This is a genomic window from Caenibius sp. WL (assembly GCF_019803445.1).
Lineage (GTDB): Bacteria > Pseudomonadota > Alphaproteobacteria > Sphingomonadales > Sphingomonadaceae > Caenibius.
Genome location: NZ_CP081844.1, coordinates 2,455,832 through 2,471,787, shown reverse-complemented (window position 1 = coordinate 2,471,787; position 15,956 = coordinate 2,455,832). Strand labels below are relative to the sequence as shown.

The window sequence follows — 15,956 nt, the reverse complement described above, 5'->3', positions numbered from 1 at the left end:
GCCGTCCTTCGATGAGAACAATGTTCTCCATTTGTTCCAGAATGTCAAGCGTCATTTGCATGGCCCAGCCTTATGCAATCCCATGACCGGCGCAGGCTGCGGAATAACACACCATTTTTCCGCAGGTTTGCCGGATTCTATATACCGGATCGCTTGAGCGGAGTGGTGGTTCCCGTTTTTCGGCGCAATCCTCTGGATTTCTGCCGGGAATGGGGGTAAGGGGCGCGCGCTTCTGCTTGAGAAATGGCGATTCCCGGCATTTCAGGCGGAGGTGAAAATCCACATGGAAAGCGCACATACCGGTGCCGCAGCGGAAGTGATCCGCACGGTTCCAGCTTTCCAGAGGTACAACCGGAAGGAATTTATCTATGGCGGCTCCTACCGTCACCATGCAGCAATTGATCGAGGCCGGCGCGCACTTCGGCCACCAGACCCACCGCTGGAACCCGCGGATGAAGCCGTACATCTTCGGCGCCCGCAACGGTGTGCACATCATCGATCTGTCGCAGACCGTGCCGCTGTTCGCGCGCGCGCTCGATTTCGTTTCGGCCACCGTGCAGGCAGGCGGCAAGGTGCTCTTCGTCGGCACCAAGCGCCAGGCGCAGGAACCGATTGCTCAGGCTGCGCGCAGCTGCGGGCAGCACTTCGTCAACCACCGCTGGCTGGGCGGCATGCTCACCAACTGGAAGACGATCTCGCAGTCGATCAAGCGCCTCAAGACGCTGGAAGAACGCCTGGGCGGCGACACCGCCGGTCTCACCAAGAAGGAAGTCCTTCAGATGACCCGCGAACGCGACAAGCTCGAACTGTCGCTGGGCGGTATCCGCGACATGGGCGGTATTCCGGACGTGATGTTCGTGATCGACGCCAACAAGGAAGAACTGGCGATCAAGGAAGCCAACGTTCTGGGTATTCCGGTCGTTGCGGTTCTCGACTCGAACGTCGATCCTTCGGGCATCGCATTCCCGGTTCCGGGCAACGACGATGCAAGCCGCGCCGTTCGCCTTTATTGCGAAGCGGTGGCCCAGGCAGCCCAGAAGGGTGGCCATGCAGCGGTGGTCGATTCGGGTGCGGACATCGGTGAACTGGCCGAGCCCCTGACGGAAGATGTCGCTTCGGCGGAAGCGTAATCGATCCGGCACGATTGCCGGGTAATGCGCCGGGCCGCCAGGGGCGGCCTGGCGTCCGACATTTAACGAGGTATTATCATGGCTGCTTACACTGCCACTGACGTCAAGAATCTGCGCGAGCGCACCGGCGCCGGCATGATGGACTGCAAAAAGGCTCTGGACGAAACCAACGGCGATCTCGAAGCCGCGGTTGACGCGCTGCGCGCCAAGGGTCTGGCCGCTGCCGCCAAGAAATCCAGCCGCACCGCGGCCGAAGGTCTCGTCGGCGTGGCCGTCGAAGGCACTCGCGGCGTGGCTGTCGAAGTGAACTCGGAAACGGACTTCGTGGCGAAGAACGATCAGTTCCAGGACTTCGTTCGCAAGGCTACCGCAGTTGCGCTGGGCGTGGACGGCGACAATGTCGAAACGCTCAAGGCCGCGGCTTATCCCGATGGCGGCACGGTCGGCGAAAAGCTGACCAACAACGTCGCGACCATCGGTGAAAATCAGCAGCTTCGCCGCATGAAGACCGTTTCGGTCAGCCAGGGCGTGATCGTGCCCTACATGCACAATGCCGCTGCCGACAATCTCGGCAAGATCGGTGTGCTGGTGGCGCTGGAAAGCGATGCGGGCGCGGACGTGCTCGAACCGCTCGGCAAGCAGCTTGCCATGCACATCGCGGCGGCTTTCCCGCAGGCGCTCGACGCTGACGGCCTCGATCCGGATGTGATCGCCCGCGAACGCGCGATTGCTCAGGAAAAGGCTGCCGAAAGCGGCAAGCCCGAAAACGTCCAGGAAAAGATGGTCGAAGGCGCCGTGGCGAAATTCGCCAAGGAAAACGCGCTGCTCAGCCAGCTTTTCGTGATGGACAACAAGACCCCGATCGCACAGGTCGTCGAGCAGGCGGGCAAAGCCGCCGGCACGAAGATCGTGCTCAAGGACTATGTCCGCTTCCAGCTCGGTGAAGGCATTGAGAAGGAAGTGACCGACTTCGCTGCGGAAGTTGCTGCCGCCGTTGCCGGCTGATCCGCACGATTGAATACGAAGATCCCCGCGCGGCCTGCGTCGCGCGGGGATTTTTGTGCCTGAAAACCGCTGTGTCCGCCCCTTGGCACCGCCATCTGTCGTTCTATAAGGGCGACGCCTGTTCCGAGTGAGATTCCCGTCCGATGACCAAACCGACCTATAAGCGCGTCCTGCTCAAGCTTTCGGGCGAAGTGCTGATGGGGGATCAGCAATTTGGCATCGATCCGGCCTTCGTGGCCGAACTGGCGAAGGAAGTGAAAGCGGCGAAGGATACCGGGCTGGAAATCTGCCTGGTGATCGGCGGCGGCAACATCTTTCGCGGCATGGCCGGCGCGGCGCAAGGCATGGACCGGGCGCAGGCCGACTATATGGGCATGCTTGCCACGGTGATGAACGCGCTGGCGATGCAGAGCGCGCTGGAGCAACTGGGCGTGCACACCCGCGTGCAATCGGCGGTGCAGATGGACACGGTGTGCGAACCGGTGATCCGCCGCCGCGCGGAACGGCATTTGGAAAAGGGCCGGGTGGTGATTTTCGCGGCCGGTGTCGGCAGCCCCTATTTCACCACTGACAGCGGCGCAGCCCTGCGCGCGGCGGAAATGCGCTGCGATGCCCTGTTCAAGGGCACCAGCGTGGATGGGGTCTATGATTCCGATCCGAAGAAAAACGCGCAGGCAAAGCGATATGATACAGTCAGTTACGATAAGGTTCTGGCAGATAATCTGAAGGTGATGGACGCATCCGCCGTGGCTCTGTGCCGCGACAATTCCATTCCCATCGTGGTGTTCTCGATCCGCGAGAAGGGCAATCTTGCCCGGGTTCTGGAAGGGCGGGGCGTCCAGACGATAGTGCAGAAGGAAGGCTGACCATGGCAAAATACGACAAGGCCGATATCGAACGCCGGATGTCCGGCGCGGTGGAAGCGCTCAAGAGCGATCTTTCGGGCCTGCGCACCGGGCGTGCCAACACCACTTTGCTCGATCCGATTCAGGTCGAGGTCTATGGCGCCATGATGCCGCTCAACCAAGTTGCCACCGTGTCCGCGCCCGAACCCCGTATGCTGAGCGTGCAGGTGTGGGACAAGTCGAACATGACCCCGGTGGAAAAGGCCATCCGTCAGGCTGGTCTGGGCCTCAACCCGATGACCGACGGCCAGAACATCCGCCTGCCGATCCCCGATCTCACCGCTGAACGGCGCAAGGAACTGGCCAAACTGGCGGGCCAGTATGCCGAAAAGGCCCGCATCGCGATCCGCAACGTGCGCCGCGACGGTATGGAAGCGCTGAAGGACGATGAGAAGAAGAAGGAAATCAGCGAGGACGATCGCAAGCGCAAGGAAGAGGAAGTCCAGAAGCTGACCGACCAGTATGTGAAGCAGGCCGACGAAGCCGCCGAGCACAAGGAAAAGGAAATCCTCAGCCAGTGAACGAGCGCCAGCCTTCGCTGGCTCCGCTGGATGACAGTGAGAGCGCCACAGAGAGCCCTGATGCGCGTCCGATTGCGCGGCGCGCGGATGGCGCGCGCCACGTGGCCATTATCATGGATGGCAACGGGCGCTGGGCGAAGAAGCGCCACCTGCCGCGCGCCATGGGTCATCAGCGGGGCGCGGAAGCGGTGCGCAAGCTGGTCAGGGCGTTGCCGGGCAGCGGGCTGGACGTGCTGACGCTCTATGCCTTTTCGTCCGAGAACTGGAAGCGGCCGGAAGATGAGGTCGACGACCTGATGGCGCTCATGAAGCGCTTTCTGAAAAGCGATCTCAAGGATCTGATCGCCAACGGTATCCGGTTGAAGATCATCGGCGATTACAAAGCATTGTCGCCGGACCTTGTCGAACAACTCGATCAGGCGCTGGCGCATACGGCGCAAGGGCGCGCGGGCACTCTGGCCGTGGCGCTCAATTACGGGTCGCAGCAGGAAATCGCCCGGGCGGCCGCTGCCGCCGCAGCCGAAGGCGCGGTAACCGTGGAGGCGATCGAGCGGCATCTCGATACGGCTGATCTGCCGCCGCTCGATCTGCTGATCCGCACGTCGGGCGAAATCCGCCTGTCCAATTTCCTCCTGTGGCAGGCCGCTTATGCGGAAATGTGGTTCACCGACGTGCTCTGGCCCGATTTCACGCCCGCGCATCTGGAAGACGCGCTGGCCTCCTTCGCCGGGCGGGAGCGCCGCTATGGCGGGCGCTGATACGCCGGTTTCCCCCAAGGCCAAAAGCGATCTGCCGGTGCGTTTCGCCTCGGCGGTGGTCATGCTGGCGGTTGCCGGGGGCGCGGTCTGGCTCGGCGGCATGGCATTCAAGGCGTTCGTCGGCGCGGTTGCTCTGGTGACGCTGGCGGAAATGGCCCGACTGATCGCCCGTATCGACATGGGCGCCGGGTTGCGCCTGCTCTCCCTCGGGCTGGGCGCGTTCTATATCGCGCTGGCTGCATTCGGGCTCATGACTCTGGCGCTGCCGATGGTCGCGTGGGTGATCGGGGTGGTGGTCTGCACCGATACGGGGGCCTATTTCTCCGGGCGCACGTTTGGCGGGCCGAAGATCGCCCCGGCAATCAGCCCGTCCAAGACCTGGGCGGGGCTGGTCGGCGGCATGATCGCCGCCGGGATTTTTACACTGGCCGTCTTGCAGCACTTCCGCGCAACGGGAACGCTCATGCCTGCTGGAAGCGGTGCCGGGTTAGTGACCCATGCGGGAAGCTTCGCCATCGGGGCCATTCTGGCTGTGGCCGCGCAAGCAGGTGATTTCTTTGAAAGCTGGCTGAAACGGCGCGCGGGCGTCAAGGACAGTTCGCAGCTCATTCCCGGCCATGGCGGCGTGTTCGATCGCGTCGATGGCCTGTTGCCCGTGGCGATTATCGCCGGTGTGCTTGTTCCCCTTTTGCGGATAGCGTGATGCGAACCATCTCCATCCTCGGAGCCACGGGCTCGATCGGCGCATCGACGCTGGACCTTATTCGCCGCAATCGTGATGCGTGGCGCGTCGTTGCGCTGACCGCCAACGGCAATGCCGCTGAACTGGCGCGCCTGGCGCGGGAATTCGGCGTGGAAATGGCTGTTGTCGCCGATGAAACGCGCCTGCCGGAATTGCGCGAGGCGCTGGCGGGAAGCGGTATCGCCGCTGCGGGCGGGGTAGAGGGGCTTTGTGCCGCCGCGGCGGCAGGGGCGGATATGACAGTGGCGGCGATTGTCGGCTGTGCCGGGCTGGCACCGACCATGGCCGCGATCGAGCAGGGCAAGACCGTGGCCCTGGCGAACAAGGAAGCGCTGGTTTCCGCAGGCGACGTGATGATGGCCGCCGTGGAACGGTACGGGGCAACGCTGTTGCCGCTCGATTCCGAGCACAATGCGATTTTCCAGTGCCTCGGCGCCAACGCTCCGACCGATGTCCGGCGTATCACGCTGACGGCCAGCGGCGGCCCGTTCCGCACCTGGACGCAGGAACAACTCGATGCGGCCACGCCCGCGCAGGCGGTGAAACATCCCAACTGGGACATGGGCGCGAAGATCAGCGTCGATTCCGCGACCATGTTCAACAAGGGGCTGGAACTGATCGAGGCCTGGCACCTGTTCCCGGTCGGGCTCGACCGGCTTTCGATCGTGGTGCATCCGCAAAGCGTCGTTCATTCGCTGGTCGAATATCGCGACGGTTCCAGCCTCGCGCAGCTTGGCCCGTCCGATATGCGCGTGCCGATCGCGTCCTGCCTTGCCTGGCCACAGCGGATGGACACGCCGATGCCATCGCTCGATCTGGCAGCCCTGGCCGAACTCACGTTTTTCGCGCCTGACGAGGTGCGTTTCCCGGCCACGCGGCTGGCGCGCGAGGCGGCGCAGGCGGGCGGGGCGGCGCCTGCCGTGCTGAACGCAGCCAACGAAATTGCGGTCGCCGCGTTCCTCGCCGGACAGATCCGGTTCACGCGTATCGCCGCAAATGTCGAACGCGTGCTCGCGGCGGGGGTGCCATCTGCGCCTTCATCGCTGGACGATGTGCTTGCAATCGACCATGAAGCACGTTTGCGCGCGCGTGCATTGCTGGAGCAGGCCTGAATTGACCGAATCCCCCTCTATTTTCGTGATGATCGTCGGCTTCCTGCTGGTGCTGGGGCCTTTGGTGACGGTTCACGAACTCGGCCACTATCTTGTGGGCCGCTGGTGCGGGGTCAAGGCGACGGCGTTTTCCATCGGTTTCGGCAAGGAACTGTTCGGGTGGACGGATCGCCGTGGAACCCGGTGGAAGCTCTCGGCCTTGCCGCTTGGCGGCTATGTCCAGTTCGCAGGCGATATGAATCCCGCCAGCCAGCCGAGCGAGGAATGGCTGGCCTTGCCCGAGAAGGAACGGGCGCAGACGTTCCAGGCGCAGCCCTTGTGGCAGCGCGCGTTGATCGTCGCCGCGGGGCCATTCACCAATTTTGCGGTGGCGGTGGCGATCCTGGCCGCGTTCAATTTCGCATACGGCAAAATGGTGGTGCCGCCGGTGATCGGCGCGGTGGCGGAACGTTCCGCCGCGGCCGAAGCGGGGCTGGCGCCGGGGGATCGCATCGCCGCCGTCGATGGCAAGGCGGTGACCAGTTTTGACGATCTGCGCAACCGTGTGGTGCCCAATCCCGGCGCGAACATGGTGCTGACGGTAACGCGCGAGGAACGGACTTTCGATGTTCCGTTCCGTGTCCCCGAAGTTGTGGAGCGTGACCGCTTCGGCAACGAATTTCGTATCGGCCGCCTCGGTGTCGCGTCCGTCACCGGGCGATTGCAGGATGTCGGGCCGGTCGAAGCGGTGACTTTGGGCGTGCGCCAGACGGGCGATATCGTGGTGATGATGGTCCAGGGGATCGGCCAGATCGTGACCGGGCGGCGCTCGGTCGAGGAACTGGGCGGACCGATCAAGATCGCCAAGTATTCCGGCGAGCAGTTGACGCTTGGATGGCGTGCTTTTGCGTACTTTGTGGCGCTCATTTCAATTAACTTGGCATTCATCAATCTCTTGCCAATCCCGGCCCTTGATGGCGGGCATTTGGCTTTCTATGCCGTGGAGGCGGTTCGCCGGAAGCCGCTTGGCCAACAAAGTCAGGAATGGGCATTTCGGACCGGCATGGCGCTCGTGCTGGCCCTGATGCTTTTCGTGACGATAAACGACCTGATCTCGCTGCCGATCTTCGGGAGCTAGCCGGGAAAGGAATGCAAGGCAGGCAATCGTAATGTGCTTCCGCTTGATTGGTGTCTGTTGATCGGGCACAGGGCGGCGATTGTTTGCTGCGGTTGCCCTGCCGTATTGGGGCAGCCGTCGAACGATGGGAATTACCGTGTCGAACTTTGGACGGGACTTGAGCCGCATGGGCAATAATTACAACGCTTCGCGTCTGGCAGTGATCTTGCTGGGCGGAACGATCCTCGGTGGTGTGCCTGTTGCCGCATATGCCCAGGATGCGCAGACCGCTCCCCCGCTGTTGAGCGCGGCCCCAACCGATGCGGAAACGATCCGTTCGCTCACTGTCGTGGGGTCGCAGCGCCTCGAGCAGCAGACGATCCTCAGCTACATCCAGCTTCGCGAAGGGCAGCCCTATACCCAGGCCGCCGCCGACCAGGCGCTCAAGGACCTTTACGCCACCGAACTGTTCGCGGACGTGTCGATCCGCAACGAAGGCGGCAATGTGGTGATCCAGGTAAAGGAAAACCCGATCATCAACCGCATCATCCTGGAAGGGAACAAGCGGATCAAGGACGACAAGATCCTGCCAGAGATCAAGATGGCGCCGCGGCAGATCTTCACCCGTTCCAAAGTGCGCGCCGATGTGGCCCGCATCATCGAACTGTACAAGCGCAAGGGCCGCTTTGCCGCCACTGTAGAACCGAAGATGGTCGAGCTTGAGCAGAACCGCGTCGATATCGTGTACGAGATCAGCGAAGGGCCGAAATCCAAGGTCCGCCAGATCAACATCATCGGCAACGAGAAATTCTCCGACGGCGACCTGCGAGAGCAGATGGTGACCAAGCAGGCGCGCTTCTTCCGCCTGTTCAGTTCGAACACCGGCTATGATCCGGATCGTCTGGCTTTCGACCAGCAGAAGCTGCGCCAGTTCTACCTGACGGAAGGCTATGCCGATTTCCGCGTTGTTTCGGCCGTGGCCGAACTGACCCCGGACAAGAAGGACTTCATCATCACCTACGTCGTCGAGGAAGGCGACAGGTACAAGTTCGGCCCCGTCAACGTGGAAAGTCAGCTTCGCGACTTCAAGAGCGCGGATCTCACCGCCAAGCTGCCGATGAAGGAAGGCGACTGGTACAACGCCAAGGAAGTCGAAGACACGGTCGAGAGCCTGAGCGAAGCCGCCGGTTCGCTGGGTTATGCCTTTGCCGATGTGCGGCCGAATTTCCGCCGCAACAAAGACAATCTCACCATGTCGGTGGATTTCACGCTGGCCGAAGCGCCGCGCGTCTATGTCGAGAAAGTCAACATCAACGGCAACACTCTGACGCAGGACAAGGTGATCCGCCGCGAATTCCGTATCGCGGAAGGCGACGCGTTCAACTCTCTCAAGATCAAGCGGACCACCAACCGCATCAAGTCGCTGGGCTATTTTCAGGAGAACTTCGAAGTCGAGCAGAAGGAAGGCAGTGCGCCCGACCGGATCGTGCTCGAAGCGAACGTTCAGGAAAAACCGACCGGCGAATTGCAGCTTTCGGCGGGCTTCTCCAGCCTTGAAAGCTTCATCCTTTCCGGCTCGATCCGCCAGAACAACTTCCGCGGCCGGGGACAGACGCTGGGCCTGAGCCTCAACTTCTCGCGCTACACCAAGGCTGCGCAGGTGAGTTTCGTGGAGCCTTACCTGTTCGACAACAACGTGTCGTTCGGTCTCGATGTCTATCGCCGCGACATGAACAGCTGGAACTATTTCGGCAGCAAGCGGAACACGACCTACAAGCGTTCGACGACCGGTTTCCAAGCCCGTGTGGGCGTGCCGCTGACCGAATATCTTTCGGCCATCGGGCGGTATACCCTGAACTATGACGACGTTTCGCTGGACGATCAGTTCTACACCGATCGTGAAACGCCGGGTGTGAAGCAGTGCGATCCGCTGCTGGCGGGCCGTTATCTGTGCGATGCCCTGGGCAAGGATCTCAGCTCGATGATCGGTGCGTCGCTGGTCTATGACACGCGCGACAGCCGCTATCGCCCGACGCGCGGCCACAATGTCACCGTGGGTATCGATTTCGCGGGGCTGGGCGGCGATGTGCGCTATGCCCGCTTTACGGGGCAGGCTTCGAAGTACTGGCCGGTGGGCGGTGGCTTCATCTTTTCGGTTTCGGCCGAAGGCGGCTATATCAAGTCGTTCAAGAAGCGCGGCGGCGAAGGTGTTGACGATGTTCGCATCACGGACCGCTTCTTCCTTGGCGAGCCTCAGATTCGCGGCTTCGATATCCGCGGCGTTGGCCCGCGCGTTATCCGTTATCGCCTGAATGACGATGGCACGGTCAATACCAGCCGCAGCGATGCAACCGACGACGCACTGGGCGGTCACGCTTATTACGTCGCTCGGGCGGAGCTTGAAATTCCGATGGGTAGCGGCGCCCGTGAAATGGGTCTGCGGCCCTCCATCTTTGTCGATGCGGGCGCTGTCTGGGGTTTGACGACGCCCAAGACGGGCAGTCTCGAAACGCCGCTCTACCTGCAATACGTGGGTGCTGACGGTAAGCAGCTTGATACGCCAATCTATACGACCGAGAAGCTGGCTCCGGACGGGAAGACGGAAAACGTGATTGCGGCTTATCCGTTCAAGGAAGAATTTCTCGGCAATACGCCCCGGCCGCGTGTCAGCATCGGCGTGGGCGTCAACTGGAACTCACCGTTCGGTCCGCTCCGGATCGACTTCGCCAAGGCTCTGCTCAAGGTCAAGGGCGATGACACCAAGGCATTCTCGTTCAACGTAGGGACCCAATTCTGATGAAGCTTCTTCTCAAATCGGCCGTTGCTGCCGGTCTCGTTCTCTCGGCTGCTCCCATCGCCATCGCACCTGCCGCCGCGCAGGTCGTCAAGGGTATCGGTATCGTCAATTACAGCGCCGTGATCGCCAATTCGAACGCGTACAAGAACGCGGAACAGCAGCGTCCGGTAACGTACAAGGCGCAGCTTGACGCGGCGAAGGCCAAGAAGGCGCAGGTTGAAGCGCAGCTCAAGCCGCTGGTCGACAAGTTCAACGCCGAAAGCCAGGCGGCCAATCCGAATGTGCCTTCGCTGCAGCAGCAGGCCAACACGATCCAGCAGATCGAACAGAACGGCCAGCGTGAGATCCAGTCGATCCTGCAGCCGGTGGCGCTGTCGAGCGCTTATGTCGAAGAACAGATCAACGACAAGATCGATGAAGCGATCAAGGCCGCCGCGTCGAAGAGCAAGATCGGTCTGGTCCTGACGCCCGATTCGGTGCTGCACGCTGACGAAGGCTACAATCTGACGCAGCAGGTGCTGAACGAACTGAACGCTGTGCTGCCGTCGGCGCAACTGGTGCCGCCGCAGGGCTGGCTGCCGCGCCAGATGCGTGAGCAGCAGGCCGCGCAGCAGCAACAGCAGGGCGCTGCCGCACCTGCGGCTGCTCCGGCGGCGACTCAACCGGCCACCAGCGGCCGCTAAGAGCTTGGCGGGGGCAATCTGATGAGCGAAGTCAAATCTTACGATATTCGTAAGATTCTCAATGCTCTGCCGCACCGTTATCCTCTCCTTCTGGTTGACCGGGTGGAGAAGCTGACGGTCGGTGAGGAAATTCACGCGGTCAAGGCGGTCAGCTTCAACGAACAGTTCTTCCAGGGGCATTTCCCTGGAAGGCCGATCATGCCGGGCGTTCTGATCATCGAAGCGCTCGCCCAATCGGCGGCGATTCTGGCGATCGAATCGCTGGAACTCGCCGGGTCGGGCAAGCTGGTCTATTTCATGGCGATCGAGGATGCGAAGTTCCGCAATCCCGTGGAACCCGGCTGTCTGCTCGATCTGCATGTCGGTTTTGTCCAGAAGCGCGCACGGGTGTGCAAGTTCTGGGGCAAGGCCATGCTGGGCGACAAAGTGGCCTGCGAAGTGCAGTTCACCGCGATGATTGCCGATCCCCCCGCCGAAGGGGAGTAATCCTTGCTTTTCGCGGCGCTCGCCTTTATGGGCGCCGCATTCTATCCATCCGAAGAGCCGGTCGGAACCGGCTCGCGTTTACGGAGCATGATCGCCATGAAGGCCGATACCCATCCAGATTATCACACGATCAAGGTGCAGATGACCGACGGCACCGTGTTCGAAACCCGCTCGACCTGGGGCAAGGAAGGCGACACGCTGGCGCTGGAAATCGATCCGACCAGCCACCCGGCCTGGACGGGCGGCAACCGCGTGGTCAACGAAGGTGGCCAGGTGGCGCGCTTCAACAAGCGTTTCGGCGGCCTCTCGCTCAAGAAGCAGTAAGCGACGCGCGACTGCATCGATTACCGAAAAGGCGGCCTTGGGGCCGCCTTTTTTGTTCCTGTCCGGCATTTCATACACGCCTTCACTGGGCAATCATCGCCACGGATATTCGCGATACCATTTGGTGATCACGTATTTGATTCCCTTGCGCACTTTCATGCCGTGGTGAAGCGTGACCGGATTCACCCGCCCATCGGCATGGCGATTGTTCCAGATCAGCAATTTCCCGGTTTCCGGCTGGAACGTCTTGCCGATCTGCTTGAAGCGCGTGCCACCCCCTGCAACGGGCTCGTTAAGATAGATCATCGCCGTCCAGGTGCGCTGCCCGGCGGTTGCGCAATAGCGGTGGTAATCCATGCCGCCAGGCTCGAAATAGTCGGTGTGGGCTTTGAACTCCTGGTCCACATCGTAGCGTTGCCCTTGCAGCGCCTCCCCGTGCGTGGGATCGATTCCGCTGAGATGGAACAGCAACTCCTCCAGCATGGTCACCGCCGGTTCCCCGTGATCGAGATCGCAGGTTTCGCTGGTGCGGAAGTAAGCGTCGCCGTTGGGGTCGGCAATGGTGGAGGGGCGGCGGTTGGCGTCGATCAGCGCGATGAGCCCTGCGCAATGCGCCGCATCGAGAAAACGCGGTATGGTGAACAGTTCAAGCAGCGGCGTTGGCGTGCGCCGGATACCGGGCCACGTAAGCAGGCGTTGCGCCGAAGTGTCGCCGGGTCGCGTCATGCAACAGGGATAGCTTGCCCGGTCGCCCGCGCAAATAATTCCCTGTGCATGATACGCGATTTTCACTTCCCAAAGCGCGCGCTCTATGCCAGAGGCTCGCCGCCGACGCCGTTCCCTTTGCGAATGGCGCGATGCTGGAGTGGCGACCGTAGCTCAGTTGGTTAGAGCGCCGGTTTGTGGTACCGGAGGTCGGGGGTTCGAGACCCCTCGGTCGCCCCAGCTTTTCTGCGGTGTGCTCCGTATTTGTAACGGTGCTCCTTCGGTTCAAGTGAACCGCATCAATCCTGAACGAGCACCGCAAGGCGGGCAATTACGGCCTTAATCGGTGATACAATCCGGTCGCACTTGTCTATCCGGGCCGCACCTGCCAAGGGTCGCAGCCTAGGTCTCATGATGCACGGTTTTGCCAATCCGACCCGTTTTTTGAAGCTGGCGCGCTGGCTGACTCCGCTGCTGTTCGGCAGCGGCCTGCTGATCGCTGCCGTGGCGCTCGCCTGGGGTTTTTTCGTCGTGCCGCCGGATCGATTGATGGGGGATACGGTGCGCATCCTCTTCATCCACGTGCCCGCTGCATGGCTGGGCATGGGGGGATGGGCCGCGATTGCGATCGCCAGCCTGGTTCAACTGGTGTGGCGGCATCCGCTGGCCAGCATCGCGGCGCGAGGGGTGGCGGTCCCCGGCGCGGCTTTCACCGCGATCTGCCTGTTGACCGGTTCGATCTGGGCACGGCCGACATGGGGCACATGGTGGGTCTGGGATGGCCGGTTGACCAGCTTTCTGGTGCTGCTGTTCCTCTATTTCGCCTATATCGCGCTGGCGGGCGCGGCGGAACGGGATGGCGCGTCGAGCCGGATTCCGGCGATTTTCGGCCTGGTCGGTGCGATCAATGTGCCGATCATCAACCGTTCGGTGGTGTGGTGGAACTCGCTCCATCAACCGCCCAGCATCACTGTCGGAAAATCGGCCATCGATCCGGTGTTTCTCTGGCCCCTGCTGGCCGCGATGCTCGGTTTTTCGCTGCTGTTCGGTGGCATCGTCCTGGCGCGGATGCGGGCTTTGCTGGCCAACATCCAGGCAGAGGCGCGGCTGCGCCGTAAAGCGCTGGAGGCATGAGCGTCTATGCGTGAAGCGCTCGATCAGTGGACATTCGTCCTCGCGGCCTATGCCATCGGAGTTGTCGGCACGCTCGCCGTGGCCGGGTGGAGCTGGCTGGCCATGCGCCGGGCCGAAGCGCGGCGCGACAGGATCAAGAGACGATGAACACCGGGATCAAGGCCAAGCATCAGCGGCTCGTGCTGGTGGTGATCGCTCTTGCCGCGCTGATCGGCGCGGGCTTGCTGGCGGCATGGGCTTTGCGCAGCCAGGCCAACTATTTCTACGTGCCCAGCGAAATGGCGGAGAATCCACCAGAGGTGGGGCAGGCCGTGCGTCTGGGCGGCATGGTGGAGCAGGGCTCAATCAAGACCATGGCGGACGGGGTGACGATCGCCTTCGTTGTCGGTGACGGAAAAGCGCGGAGGCCGGTGCGTTATGCGGGGATTGTGCCCGCTCTGTTCGTTGAAGGATCGGGCGTGGTCGCGGAAGGCCGCCTGGATGGCAGCGGAATCTTCGTGGCGGACAATCTGCTGGCCAAGCACGACGAAAACTATGTTCCCCGTGAATTGAAGGACATGACGGAAGCACAGGCCCAGGCGGCTGTGGCGGAAACCCGGTGATCGCGGAATTCGGCCTCGCCGCATTGTGGTTGGCCGCCGCACTGGCGGGCCTGCAACTGTTCGCCGGCATCGTAACTCTGCGCGGCGGGGAAGGGTTGGCGGGCCTCACGCGCCCGCTGGCAATCCTGCAGGGCGTTTTAACCGCCTTGTCCTTCGCTACGCTGATGCTGCTGTTCATCCGAACCGATCTTTCGGTCAAGCTGGTGGTGGCCAATTCCCATTCGGCAAAGCCGTTTATTTTCAAGCTGGCCGGCACATGGGGCAACCATGAAGGCTCGATGCTGCTGTGGGTGGCGGTTATGGCCGGGATGGGGGCGCTGATCGCCCTGCTGGAACGGCGCCTGCCGGAGCGGACGATCCTTGCCACGCTGGCAACGCAGGCGTTTGTCGGGCTCGGCTTCTACGCGTTCCTGCTGTTCTCCTCCAATCCGTTCGAACGCTTGCCGCGACCGGCTGCGGAAGGGATGGGGCTCAATCCACTGTTGCAGGATATCGGCCTCGCCTTTCATCCGCCGACGCTCTATCTCGGCTATGTCGGTCTGTCCGTCGCGTTCAGTTTTGCCGTGGGCGCGCTGTTGACCGGGCAGGTGGGCCCCACATTCGCCAAAGTCATGCGCCCGTGGGTGCTGGGGGCGTGGATATTCCTCACTATCGGCATCGCGGCCGGCAGCTATTGGGCATATTACGAGCTGGGCTGGGGCGGCTGGTGGTTCTGGGACCCGGTGGAAAACGCCTCGCTGATGCCGTGGCTGGCCGGGACGGCGCTGCTCCATTCGGTCAGCGTCCTGGCAGCCCGCGATGCACTACGGGCGTGGACGGTGATGCTGGGTGTGGTGGCGTTCTCGATGTCGATGGTCGGCACGTTCCTCGTTCGTTCGGGCATTCTCACCAGCGTTCATGCCTTTGCCGTCGATCCGGAACGGGGCAGCTTCATCCTTGTCCTGCTGGCGATCTATATCGGCGGGGCGCTGACATTGTTCGCGCTCAAGGCCGGATCAATCGCGGAAGGGGAACGGTTTTCCGTCACCAGCCGCGAAGGTGCGCTGGTGTTCAACAACGTGATGCTGTCCGCTTTGCTCGGGATCGTGCTGCTGGGCACGCTCTATCCGCTGTTGACGGAAGCTTTCGGTGTGAAAGTCTCTGTCGGACCGCCCTATTTCAATCCGGTCGGTGCGATTTTCGCGGTGCCGATGCTGGTGGTGATGGCCATCGGGCCGCTGCTGCGCTGGCGGCGTGACCGGGTGGCGCGGGTCCGGGGGCCCCTTATTGCCGGTGGCCTGCTGTTCGTCGCGCTGTTGATTGGCCTGCTGGTTTGGCGGCCGTTCGGAGTGTTGCCGCTGATCGGCCTGGCTTTGTCGGTGGTGCTGATGGTTGCCAGCCTCCTGCCCTTGCGCGGACGCAATCTTCTGCGCTTGCCGCTGGCCGTGTGGGGCATGGTTGTTGCACATTTCGGATTGGGGCTGTGCCTGTTCGGGATGGCGGCTGACAGCGCGTTGACCGTTGAAAAGCTTGCCGCCGCCCGCGTAGGCGAGGTGACCGAGGTGGGGCCGTGGCAAGTCAGGCTGGATGCGGTAGAGCCTGTCGCGGGGCCGAACTGGACCGCGCTCGAAGGGCGGCTGAGCGCCCGCTATCGGGATGGCAAAGCTATCGCTGTGGCCCCGCAGGCCCGCAGTTTCTGGACCCCGCCGCAACAAACCAGCGAGAGCGCGTTGCTGACGCGGTGGAACGGCCAGCTCTATGCCGTTCTGGGCGATGAAACGGATGATGGCCGCTGGCAGTTGCGCCTGTGGTGGAAACCGTTCGTGACCTGCATCTGGTATGGCGGCCTGCTGGTGGCTCTGGGTGGCTTGCTGGCGCTCATCGGCCGGGTCGCGACCGATCTGCGCCGCCGTGCCGCGCTGGGCAAGATCGCCAGCCGCAAGGACGAACTCGCGAAAGTGCGGGGGGCGTGATGGG

Annotated in this window: 17 protein-coding genes and 1 tRNA gene; 17 read left to right on the top strand and 1 reads right to left on the bottom strand. The window is 62.4% G+C overall.

All coding sequences use genetic code 11. From position 1 onward, the window contains the following. The first annotated feature begins 368 nt into the window (after nt 1-368). The 12 genes from rpsB to rpmE all read left to right on the top strand — a co-directional run bounded on the left by rpsB (nt 369) and on the right by rpmE (nt 11,559). Nucleotides 369-1,130, top strand: coding sequence for a 30S ribosomal protein S2 (gene rpsB, locus K5X80_RS11775; RefSeq protein ID WP_222557921.1), 762 nt, complete (start codon nt 369-371; stop codon nt 1,128-1,130). A gap of 78 nt (nt 1,131-1,208) precedes the next feature. Then, complete coding sequence (gene tsf / locus K5X80_RS11770) at nt 1,209-2,135, top strand: translation elongation factor Ts (protein ID WP_222557920.1); 927 nt, start codon at nt 1,209-1,211, stop codon at nt 2,133-2,135. A 143-nt stretch (nt 2,136-2,278) separates the two neighbouring features. Continuing rightward, the gene (gene pyrH / locus K5X80_RS11765; RefSeq protein ID WP_222557919.1) at nt 2,279-3,001 is read left to right on the top strand and encodes a UMP kinase; all 723 of its coding nucleotides are present in this window, start codon (nt 2,279-2,281) and stop codon (nt 2,999-3,001) included. A gap of 2 nt (nt 3,002-3,003) precedes the next feature. Further along, nucleotides 3,004-3,561, top strand: a complete 558-nt coding sequence (gene frr / locus K5X80_RS11760) for a ribosome recycling factor (protein WP_222557918.1) — start codon at nt 3,004-3,006, stop codon at nt 3,559-3,561. A gap of 113 nt (nt 3,562-3,674) precedes the next feature. Further along, entirely contained in the window at nt 3,675-4,319 is a 645-nt protein-coding gene (gene uppS, locus K5X80_RS11755) for a polyprenyl diphosphate synthase (RefSeq protein ID WP_222560446.1), read from the top strand. Continuing rightward, complete coding sequence (locus K5X80_RS11750) at nt 4,306-5,022, top strand: phosphatidate cytidylyltransferase (protein WP_222557917.1); 717 nt, start codon at nt 4,306-4,308, stop codon at nt 5,020-5,022. The genes uppS and K5X80_RS11750 overlap by 14 nt, the downstream gene beginning before the upstream one ends. Next, nucleotides 5,022-6,173, top strand: a complete 1,152-nt coding sequence (gene dxr / locus K5X80_RS11745; RefSeq protein WP_222557916.1) for a 1-deoxy-D-xylulose-5-phosphate reductoisomerase — start codon at nt 5,022-5,024, stop codon at nt 6,171-6,173. The genes K5X80_RS11750 and dxr overlap by 1 nt, the downstream gene beginning before the upstream one ends. Nucleotide 6,174: 1 nt before the next feature. Beyond that, on the top strand, nt 6,175-7,290 hold the full coding sequence (gene rseP / locus K5X80_RS11740) for an RIP metalloprotease RseP (protein WP_261390514.1): 1,116 nt from the start codon (nt 6,175-6,177) through the stop codon (nt 7,288-7,290). A gap of 166 nt (nt 7,291-7,456) precedes the next feature. After that, nucleotides 7,457-10,066, top strand: coding sequence for an outer membrane protein assembly factor BamA (gene bamA, locus K5X80_RS11735; protein WP_222557915.1), 2,610 nt, complete (start codon nt 7,457-7,459; stop codon nt 10,064-10,066). Next, nucleotides 10,066-10,749, top strand: a complete 684-nt coding sequence (locus K5X80_RS11730; protein WP_222557914.1) for an OmpH family outer membrane protein — start codon at nt 10,066-10,068, stop codon at nt 10,747-10,749. The genes bamA and K5X80_RS11730 overlap by 1 nt, the downstream gene beginning before the upstream one ends. 21 nt (nt 10,750-10,770) lie before the next feature. After that, nucleotides 10,771-11,235 (top strand): 3-hydroxyacyl-ACP dehydratase FabZ, encoded by a 465-nt coding sequence (gene fabZ / locus K5X80_RS11725; RefSeq protein WP_222557913.1) that lies wholly within the window; start codon nt 10,771-10,773, stop codon nt 11,233-11,235. 96 nt (nt 11,236-11,331) lie between these two features. After that, nucleotides 11,332-11,559, top strand: coding sequence for a 50S ribosomal protein L31 (rpmE, locus tag K5X80_RS11720; RefSeq protein ID WP_222557912.1), 228 nt, complete (start codon nt 11,332-11,334; stop codon nt 11,557-11,559). A gap of 93 nt (nt 11,560-11,652) precedes the next feature. Here the strand turns inward: rpmE and K5X80_RS11715 are convergent, their stop codons facing one another. After that, nucleotides 11,653-12,285: a prolyl hydroxylase family protein gene (locus K5X80_RS11715; RefSeq protein WP_222557911.1), complete on the bottom strand. Its 633-nt coding sequence runs from the start codon at nt 12,283-12,285 to the stop codon at nt 11,653-11,655. Nucleotides 12,286-12,427: 142 nt separating this feature from the next. Between K5X80_RS11715 and K5X80_RS11710 the strand changes: the two genes are divergently transcribed. From K5X80_RS11710 to K5X80_RS11690, 5 genes are all read left to right on the top strand, one after another. Next, a tRNA-His gene (locus K5X80_RS11710) sits at nt 12,428-12,504 on the top strand. 174 nt (nt 12,505-12,678) lie between these two features. Continuing rightward, complete coding sequence (ccmC, locus tag K5X80_RS11705; RefSeq protein ID WP_283249311.1) at nt 12,679-13,398, top strand: heme ABC transporter permease CcmC; 720 nt, start codon at nt 12,679-12,681, stop codon at nt 13,396-13,398. Between the two features lie 6 nt (nt 13,399-13,404). Then, nucleotides 13,405-13,545 (top strand): hypothetical protein, encoded by a 141-nt coding sequence (locus K5X80_RS11700; RefSeq protein ID WP_222557909.1) that lies wholly within the window; start codon nt 13,405-13,407, stop codon nt 13,543-13,545. Beyond that, complete coding sequence (gene ccmE / locus K5X80_RS11695; RefSeq protein WP_222557908.1) at nt 13,542-14,000, top strand: cytochrome c maturation protein CcmE; 459 nt, start codon at nt 13,542-13,544, stop codon at nt 13,998-14,000. The genes K5X80_RS11700 and ccmE overlap by 4 nt, the downstream gene beginning before the upstream one ends. After that, entirely contained in the window at nt 13,997-15,952 is a 1,956-nt protein-coding gene (locus K5X80_RS11690; protein WP_222557907.1) for a heme lyase CcmF/NrfE family subunit, read from the top strand. Before ccmE ends, K5X80_RS11690 begins: the two co-directional genes overlap by 4 nt. Nucleotides 15,953-15,956: the final 4 nt, after the last annotated feature.

Bases quoted from the DNA above. Each gene is read 5' to 3' on its own strand.
- rpsB (WP_222557921.1), top strand. From the start codon at position 369: ATGGCGGCTCCTACCGTCACCATGCAGCAATTGATCGAGGCCGGCGCG.
- tsf (WP_222557920.1), top strand. From the start codon at position 1,209: ATGGCTGCTTACACTGCCACTGACGTCAAGAATCTGCGCGAGCGCACC.
- pyrH (WP_222557919.1), top strand. From the start codon at position 2,279: ATGACCAAACCGACCTATAAGCGCGTCCTGCTCAAGCTTTCGGGCGAA.
- frr (WP_222557918.1), top strand. From the start codon at position 3,004: ATGGCAAAATACGACAAGGCCGATATCGAACGCCGGATGTCCGGCGCG.
- uppS (WP_222560446.1), top strand. From the start codon at position 3,675: ATGGATGGCAACGGGCGCTGGGCGAAGAAGCGCCACCTGCCGCGCGCC.
- K5X80_RS11750 (WP_222557917.1), top strand. From the start codon at position 4,306: ATGGCGGGCGCTGATACGCCGGTTTCCCCCAAGGCCAAAAGCGATCTG.
- dxr (WP_222557916.1), top strand. From the start codon at position 5,022: ATGCGAACCATCTCCATCCTCGGAGCCACGGGCTCGATCGGCGCATCG.
- bamA (WP_222557915.1), top strand. From the start codon at position 7,457: ATGGGCAATAATTACAACGCTTCGCGTCTGGCAGTGATCTTGCTGGGC.
- K5X80_RS11730 (WP_222557914.1), top strand. From the start codon at position 10,066: ATGAAGCTTCTTCTCAAATCGGCCGTTGCTGCCGGTCTCGTTCTCTCG.
- fabZ (WP_222557913.1), top strand. From the start codon at position 10,771: ATGAGCGAAGTCAAATCTTACGATATTCGTAAGATTCTCAATGCTCTG.
- rpmE (WP_222557912.1), top strand. From the start codon at position 11,332: ATGAAGGCCGATACCCATCCAGATTATCACACGATCAAGGTGCAGATG.
- K5X80_RS11715 (WP_222557911.1), bottom strand. From the start codon at position 12,285: ATGACGCGACCCGGCGACACTTCGGCGCAACGCCTGCTTACGTGGCCC.
- ccmC (WP_283249311.1), top strand. From the start codon at position 12,679: ATGCACGGTTTTGCCAATCCGACCCGTTTTTTGAAGCTGGCGCGCTGG.
- K5X80_RS11700 (WP_222557909.1), top strand. From the start codon at position 13,405: ATGCGTGAAGCGCTCGATCAGTGGACATTCGTCCTCGCGGCCTATGCC.
- ccmE (WP_222557908.1), top strand. From the start codon at position 13,542: ATGAACACCGGGATCAAGGCCAAGCATCAGCGGCTCGTGCTGGTGGTG.